General features: G+C 63.8%; 5 protein-coding genes. All 5 read right to left on the bottom strand.

From position 1 onward, the window contains the following. Positions 1-2 precede the first annotated feature (2 nt). The 5 genes from Q9295_RS17720 to Q9295_RS17700 all read right to left on the bottom strand — a co-directional run bounded on the left by Q9295_RS17720 (position 3) and on the right by Q9295_RS17700 (position 6,711). The gene (locus Q9295_RS17720; protein ID WP_306681921.1) at positions 3-1,436 is read right to left on the bottom strand and encodes an NAD-dependent succinate-semialdehyde dehydrogenase; all 1,434 of its coding nucleotides are present in this window, start codon (positions 1,434-1,436) and stop codon (positions 3-5) included. Continuing rightward, positions 1,433-3,388 carry a 3-hydroxyacyl-CoA dehydrogenase NAD-binding domain-containing protein gene (locus Q9295_RS17715; protein ID WP_306681920.1) on the bottom strand — a complete coding sequence of 652 codons (1,956 nt, stop codon included), beginning with the start codon at positions 3,386-3,388 and terminating at the stop codon, positions 1,433-1,435. The genes Q9295_RS17720 and Q9295_RS17715 overlap by 4 nt, the downstream gene beginning before the upstream one ends. Before the next feature lie 67 nt (positions 3,389-3,455). Continuing rightward, positions 3,456-4,697, bottom strand: a complete 1,242-nt coding sequence (locus Q9295_RS17710; protein ID WP_306681919.1) for a CaiB/BaiF CoA transferase family protein — start codon at positions 4,695-4,697, stop codon at positions 3,456-3,458. Positions 4,698-4,851: 154 nt separating this feature from the next. Next, a complete protein-coding gene (locus tag Q9295_RS17705; RefSeq protein ID WP_306681918.1) occupies positions 4,852-5,694 on the bottom strand; it encodes an ABC transporter permease in 843 nt (280 codons plus the stop codon). A 3-nt stretch (positions 5,695-5,697) separates the two neighbouring features. Beyond that, positions 5,698-6,711 (bottom strand): ABC transporter permease, encoded by a 1,014-nt coding sequence (locus Q9295_RS17700; RefSeq protein ID WP_306681917.1) that lies wholly within the window; start codon positions 6,709-6,711, stop codon positions 5,698-5,700. Positions 6,712-6,909: the final 198 nt, after the last annotated feature.

Here is a 6,909-nt window from a genome sequence, read left to right as displayed (position 1 = left end):
GCTCAACCTTTACGGGTTACGAAGCGTGTTTCGAGATAGGCTTCGATGGCTTCGGATCCGCCTTCGGTGCCATGGCCGCTGTCCTTCATGCCGCCGAAGGGCACTTCGGGCAGCGCGATGCCGAGGTGGTTGATGGTCAGCATCCCAGCCTCGATCTCATGGCCCAGCCGGGTCGCGGTGGCGGTGTCAGAGGTATAGGCGTAGGCGGCGAGACCGAAGGGCAGCCGGTTGGCCTCGGCGATGGCTTCATCGAGCGTGGTGAAGCGGTTGATCACGGCGATCGGGCCGAAGGGCTCTTCATGCATGATCCGCGCCGAGAGCGGCACATCGACGAGCACGGTCGGCTCGAAGAAATAGCCCTCATTGCCCAAGCGCCGCCCGCCGGTGGTGAGGCGTGCGCCTTGGTCGACGGCGTCTTGCACCAAGGCTTCCAAAGCGGGCACGCGGCGCGCGTTCGAAAGCGGGCCCATCTCGGTCTCGGGGTCAAGCCCGTCGCCGACTTTGACCTTCTTGGCGATGGCGGTGAAGCGTGCGGCGAAGTCTTCGTGCAAGGACTCTTGCACCAAGAAGCGGGTCGGCGAGACGCAGACTTGGCCGGCGTTGCGGAACTTATGCATGCCAATCTGCGGCACGGCGAGATCGAGATCAGCGTCGCCGGCGACGATCACCGGGGCATGCCCGCCCAGCTCCATCGTGGCGCGCTTCATGTGCAGACCGGCCAGAGCGGCCAGTTGCTTGCCGACCGGGGTTGAGCCGGTGAAGGAGATTTTGCGGATCACCGGATGCGGGATCAGATATTCCGAGATCTCGGCGGGGATGCCGTAGACAAGGTTCATCACGCCAGCGGGCAGGCCTGCATCGGCAAAGACCGCGATCAGCGCTGCGGGCGAGGCCGGGGTCTCTTCGGGGGCTTTGACGATGATCGAGCAGCCCGCGGCCAAGGCGGCGCAGAGTTTGCGCACGACTTGGTTGATCGGGAAGTTCCAGGGCGTGAAGGCCGCCACCGGGCCAACAGGGCCTTTGACGGTGAATTGCAGCACATCCGTCGCGCGCGAGGGAATGACTTGGCCATAGGTGCGCGGGGCTTCTCCGGCGAACCATTCGATCACATCGGCCGCGCCGGCGATCTCCATCTTGGCTTGGGCCAGGGGTTTGCCGTTCTCCATGACGAGGATCGGCGCAATGGTATCGGCGCGCTCGCGCAAAAGTGCTGCGGCGGCGCGCATCAACTTGGCGCGCTCATAGGCCGGAACGGCTTTCCAGATCTGGAAGCCACGCTCGGCGGCGGCAAGGGCCGCGTCGAGGTCTTCGCGTGCGGCATGGGCGACGGTGCCGATCTCGCGGCCGGTGGCGGGGTTCAGCACCGGGATCACGCGACCGCCGGTGGCCTCGCGCCAGATGCCGTCGATGTAAAGCTGGGTGTTGGGATAGCTCATTTTGCTTCGTCCTTCTTGCCGGCCGCGATCAGCATCGGGCCGCCTTTGCCGCGCGGAAAACCGTAACCATGCACTTCGACAAGGTCGATCACGGATGCATCGCTGGCGATGCCTTCGTCCAAGATCCGCTGACCCTCATCGGCCATAGCGGCCAAAAGCCGGTCGAGAATGGCACTTGCATCCATCTGGACCGGATTGGCGGCGACCAGCGGCGCAAGAATTTGCGCGGCCTCAGCCGAGAGCTGCGGCTTGCGATCGCCGGGCGTGTAATCATACCAGCCACCGCCGGTCTTTTGGCCTTTGCGGCCTGCGCGCACCAACAGATCGCCCGGGGTGGTGGGGATATCTTCGCCGCGCGCCCTTGCGGCTTCGCGGTTGAGATAGGAGATATCGAGCCCGGCGAGATCCTGCATCTCGAAGGGGCCCATGGCATAGCCAAAGCCGCGCAGAGCGGCATCGATATCGGCCCATGCGACGCCCGCGAGCACCAAGGCTTCGGCCTCTTGGCGGTAGCGCTTGAGGATACGGTTGCCGATGAAGCCTTCGCAGATGCCCGATTGCGCCGGGACTTTGCCCAGACGGCGGGCGAGATCGAAGGCCGAGGCCAGAACCTCGGGCGCGGTTTGCGGCAGCGGGATGATCTCAAGGAGCTTCATCACATGCGCCGGGCTGAAGAAATGCAGCCCGATGAAACGCTCAGGCCCTGCGAAACCATCCGCGATCTGGCGCGGATCGATATAGGAAGTGTTGGTGGCCAAGATCGTGTCGGGGCGGCAGATCTGGGAGAGGGCCGCAAAGACCTCGCGCTTGACCGAGAGCTCTTCGAAGACGGCCTCGATCACCAGATCGCAATCGGCCATATCTGCGTAGCCGATGACAAAGCGGATGCCGGCCATGCGGGCTTCAACATCGGCTTGCGAGATCAGGCCGCGTTTGGCGGCGGCGCCGAAGATGCCCGAGAGCGTGTCTTTGGCGCGGGTCAACGCGGCTTCGTCGCGCTCGGAAAGCACCACATTGATGCCGGCATTGCGCAAGGCGGCGACGATGCCCGTGCCCATAGTGCCGCCGCCGACGACGCCGGCAAGGCTGACGGCGCGCGGGGTGATGCCCTTCAGCGCGGCGGGTTTGGGGGCGGCGCGTTCTGCAAAGAAGAGATAGCGCAAAGCGGCGGCTTCGGCGCTGGCCTTCAGCGTCAGGAAGGTCTCGCGCTCATGCGCCATGCCTTGTGCGAAGCCTTGCTCGACACCCAAGCGCAAAGCTTCCAGCGCGCGGCCGGGGGCGGTCAGGCCTTTGGAGGATTTGGCGATGCGGGCGCTGGCGGCTTGCCAGAACTCCGCACCCGGATCGGCAATGGCGCGGTCGCGGGCCAAGACCGGCAGCGGGCCTGCCAGCATCTCGGCGGCGAAGGCCAATGCGCCTTCCACAAGATCGCCCTCGATCACCCGGTCGATGAGACCCAGCTTCAGCGCGGCCTCATGGCCAAGGGTTTTGTTCTCGGCCACCACCGGCAGCGCGGCTTCGACGCCGATCAGCCGGGGCAGACGCTGGGTGCCACCGGCGCCGGGGACGATGCCGATATTGACCTCGGGCAAAGCAAAGCGGCTGCCGGGGGCGGCAACACGCGCGCGGCAGGCCAGCGCGATCTCGACACCGCCGCCCATCGCCACGCCATGCAAGGCGACGACCCAAGGCTTGGTCGCGTCTTCGATGCGGGTGAAGAGATCGGTGAGATGCGGCTCAAGCGGCGGGCGGTTGAACTCGGTGATATCGGCGCCGCCGACGAAGAGCCGTCCCGCGCCGGTGAGCACGACCGCTTGCACCGCATCATCGGCCTCGATCTGCCCGGCAATGTCCCAGATTTGCTGGCGGATGGCTTGGCTCATCGCATTGACGGGCGGGTTGTCGATGGTGACGACGGCGATGCCGTTGCGGTTTTGGTAGGTGACGCTCATTCTGGACAGCTTCCTGATCAGCAGAGGACGAAAGGCGCGCACCGGGGCGGGCGCGCCTTAATATGTGTTATTCTGCGGCTTCTTTGGCGGCCGAGGGCTTGCGCACCCCCACCACACCGCGCTGCGCCAAATCTGCGACGCTTTCGGCCCCATAGCCCAGCACCGAAGTCAGGATGGTGCTGGTGTCTTCGCCGAGCAAGGGCGGAGCTTTGGGGTTTTGCGCCTTTTGGGCGGCAAGACCTTGGGCGGGGGCGACAACGCGAACCTCGCCCAGCTCTTCATGCTGCAAGACTTGGATCAGGCCGCGCGGGTTTTGGCTGGCCTCATCCAAAGCCTCGGGGATTGATTTGACCTTGCCTGCGGGCACGCTGGCGGCATCACAGGCGGCCAGCCAATCCTCGGTGTTGCGGCTGCGCATGATGCCGACCAGCTCATCCAAGAGGGCGGTGCGGTGCAGCGCGCGTTGATGCGAGGTGACAAAGCGCGGATCTTGGCCCATCTCGGGGCGGTCGATCACATGGGTACAGAAATCGGCAAACATCCGGTCATTGCCGACGGCCAAGGCAAAGGTGCCATCGGCGGTGTCGAAGACTTGATAGGGCACCACGGTCGGGTGGGCATTGCCAAAGCGCGCCGGCACGTGGCCGCCGTTCAGATAGCCGGTGCCAACGTTGATCAGCATGTTCAACGTGCTGTCCAAAAGCGCCACATCGATATGCTGGCCAAGGCCCGTGTCACGGCGCTGATAAAGTGCTGCGATGATCGATTGGGTTGCGGTCATGCCTGCGACCACATCGCAAAAGGCCACGCCAAGGCGCGTGGGCGGGCCATCTTCTTGGCCGGTGATCGACATCATGCCGCTTTCCGCCTGCATGATGAAATCATAGCCCGGACGGTCACGTTCGGGGCCGGTCTGGCCATAGCCCGAGATCGAGCAATAGACGACGCCGGGGTTGATCTTCTTGATATCTTCATAGCCGATGCCAAGGCGATCGACGGTGCCGGCGCGGAAGTTCTCGACCACGACATCGGCTTTGGCGGCCAGTTCCAGCACGATCTTGCGGCCTTCGGGGGCTTTAAGATCGAGGGCGATCGAATGTTTGCCCCGGTTGGCGCAGAGGTAATAGGTGCTTACCCCTTTGTAGTTCGGCACCGACCAAGCGCGGGTGTCATCGCCGCCTTTGACATTCTCGATCTTCCAGATCTCGGCGCCCATATCGCCCAGCGACATGGTGGCCCAAGGGCCGGCCAGCACGCGCGACAGATCCAAAACCTTGATGCCTTCCAGCGGCAATTTTTGTTCGCTCATTACCTTCTCCAATTCCAAAGGCTGGCTTTTGCCTAAAGACAGACTTCGGTCTTAAAGCGGGCGCCCTGTCCAAGGGCGGGCGCCCGTTCTCAAGGCCAAAGCAGCCAAGCCTCATCTCCCGCGATGCGGGTCGATTGAGCCCAAGTCCGGCGCTTTAGCGCGACTTGGGGTCGAAGTAGTCGTGCAAGCCGTCACCGATGAAATTGAAACCCAGAACGATGGTCAGGATGGCAAGGCCCGGCCCCAAGGCGATCCACCACGAATAGAACTGCGACGCCCCCTCCGAGATCATCGAGCCCCATTCCGGCGTCGGCGGCGTGGCGCCAAGCCCGATGAAGGAAAGCGAGGCGGCCAGAAGGATCACTTGGCCAAGGTCCATCGTCGCGCTGATCAGCACCGGGGTCCAGCACAGCGGCAGGATGTGGCGGCGCAGCACCCGGCCTTTGCCGGCGCCGATGGCGATGGCGGCTTCAACATGCTCGCGCTCGCGCACTTCCAGCACTTGGGCGCGCATGAGGCGCGCATAGACCGGCCACCAGACGATCACCATTGCGATGGCGGCATTCTCCAACCCCGGCCCAAGCGAGGCGGCAACGGCCATCGCCAAAAGCATCGGCGGGAAGGAGAGCGTCACATCGACAAGCCGCATGATCGCCGCGCCGAACCAGCCGCCGAAGAAGCCCGAAAGCGCGCCCAAAGTGGCGCCGATCGCCACGGCAATTGCGACCACAACGATGGCCAGCGGGATCGAGTGCAAAGCGCCGTGCAAGGTGCGGCTCAGCACATCGCGGCCCAAGGCATCGGTGCCGAGCCAATGCTCCCAGCTTGGCGGCTGCAAGCGGCGCGCCACCATATCCAAGGGGTCATAGCCGGTCATCCAAGGGGCGGCGACCGTGGCCAGCGCCCAGAAGGCGACGATGGCGATGCCGATGGCCAAGGGCAAGGTCAGCCAGCGCGGCCGGCGGAAACGACGGGGTGAGGCGATTGCAGTGGTCATAGATTAGCTCAGCCTCACGCGCGGGTTGGCAACGACATAAGCAATGTCGGTGAGAAGGTTGGTCAGCAGGAAGATCACACCGCCGACGATGGTCACGCCAATGATGGCGGGGAAATCGAGGCCACGCGCGGCATCGACCGCATAAGAGCCCATGCCCGGCCAAGAGAAGATGGTCTCGGTCAGCACAGCGCCGGTGAGAAGATAGGCGAAGGAATAGCCGATCACGGTCAGCGTCGGCACCATGGTGTTGCGCAACGCGTGGCGGACCACGACGCGGAACTCGGAGGCGCCTTTGGCCCGTGCGGTGCGGATGAAATCGCGGCTCAGCACTTCCAGCATATTGGCGCGCACCAGCCGTGAGATCGAGCCGGCGACCGCCCAGCCCAGCACGAAGGCCGGCAGGATCAGGTGCCAAAGCGCATCAAAGAATTGCTTGATATTGCCCGCCAGCAGCGTGTCGATGGTCATGAAGCCGGTGACCTGCGGCGGCAGCGCCGCCCTTGGGTTCAAGCGCCCCGGCCCCGGCAAAACGCCCCATTGCACCGAAAAGACATACAAGAGCGCCAGCCCCATCCAGAACACCGGCACCGAAGAGCCAATCAGCGCAAACACCCGTGAGATATGGTCAATCGGCGTGTTGTGGAACGCCGCCGCCAGCACCCCCAAAGAGATCCCGATGATCGAGGCAATAATGATCGCCGCCGTCACCAGTTCCATCGTCGCCGGCAGCCGGTAAAGCACGTCCTGCGCCACCGGGCGGCGGGTGATGAACGAGGTCCCCATATCGCCTTGGGCGAGGTTGGTGACATAGATCACATAGCGCTCGGGCAGGCTGCGATCGAGCCCCCAGCGCGCCTTGGCCGCCGCCACAACCTCGGGGTTGTTCATCTGGCGGTCCGAAACGATCGAGGCAAGCTGGTCGCCCTTCGTCACCGTCGTGAGCAAGAAGGCCAGCGTCACAACGCCCAAAATAAGAAACGGCATCGCCACCAGACGGCGCAGGATATAGCGGATCACAAGACTTTCCTTCCCGATGATGGCGCCGCTTGGCCAAAAGACACAGCCCCACAAAACCGCAGGACCGCGACAAAAGCCGCAAGCGCATCTAACGATTATTCACCGCGCCTCGCAGCACGTCAACATAAATGAAATTATATTCCACTACCCGCAAGCCTGCTGCCCGTAACTACGATAACGTATATGCGCAAAGCGAAG

Source organism: Pseudogemmobacter lacusdianii (genome assembly GCF_030848395.1).
Taxonomy (GTDB): domain Bacteria; phylum Pseudomonadota; class Alphaproteobacteria; order Rhodobacterales; family Rhodobacteraceae; genus Pseudogemmobacter; species Pseudogemmobacter lacusdianii.
The sequence above is the reverse complement of the archived record's forward strand: the minus strand, read 5'-3'. Positions and strand labels throughout refer to the sequence as shown.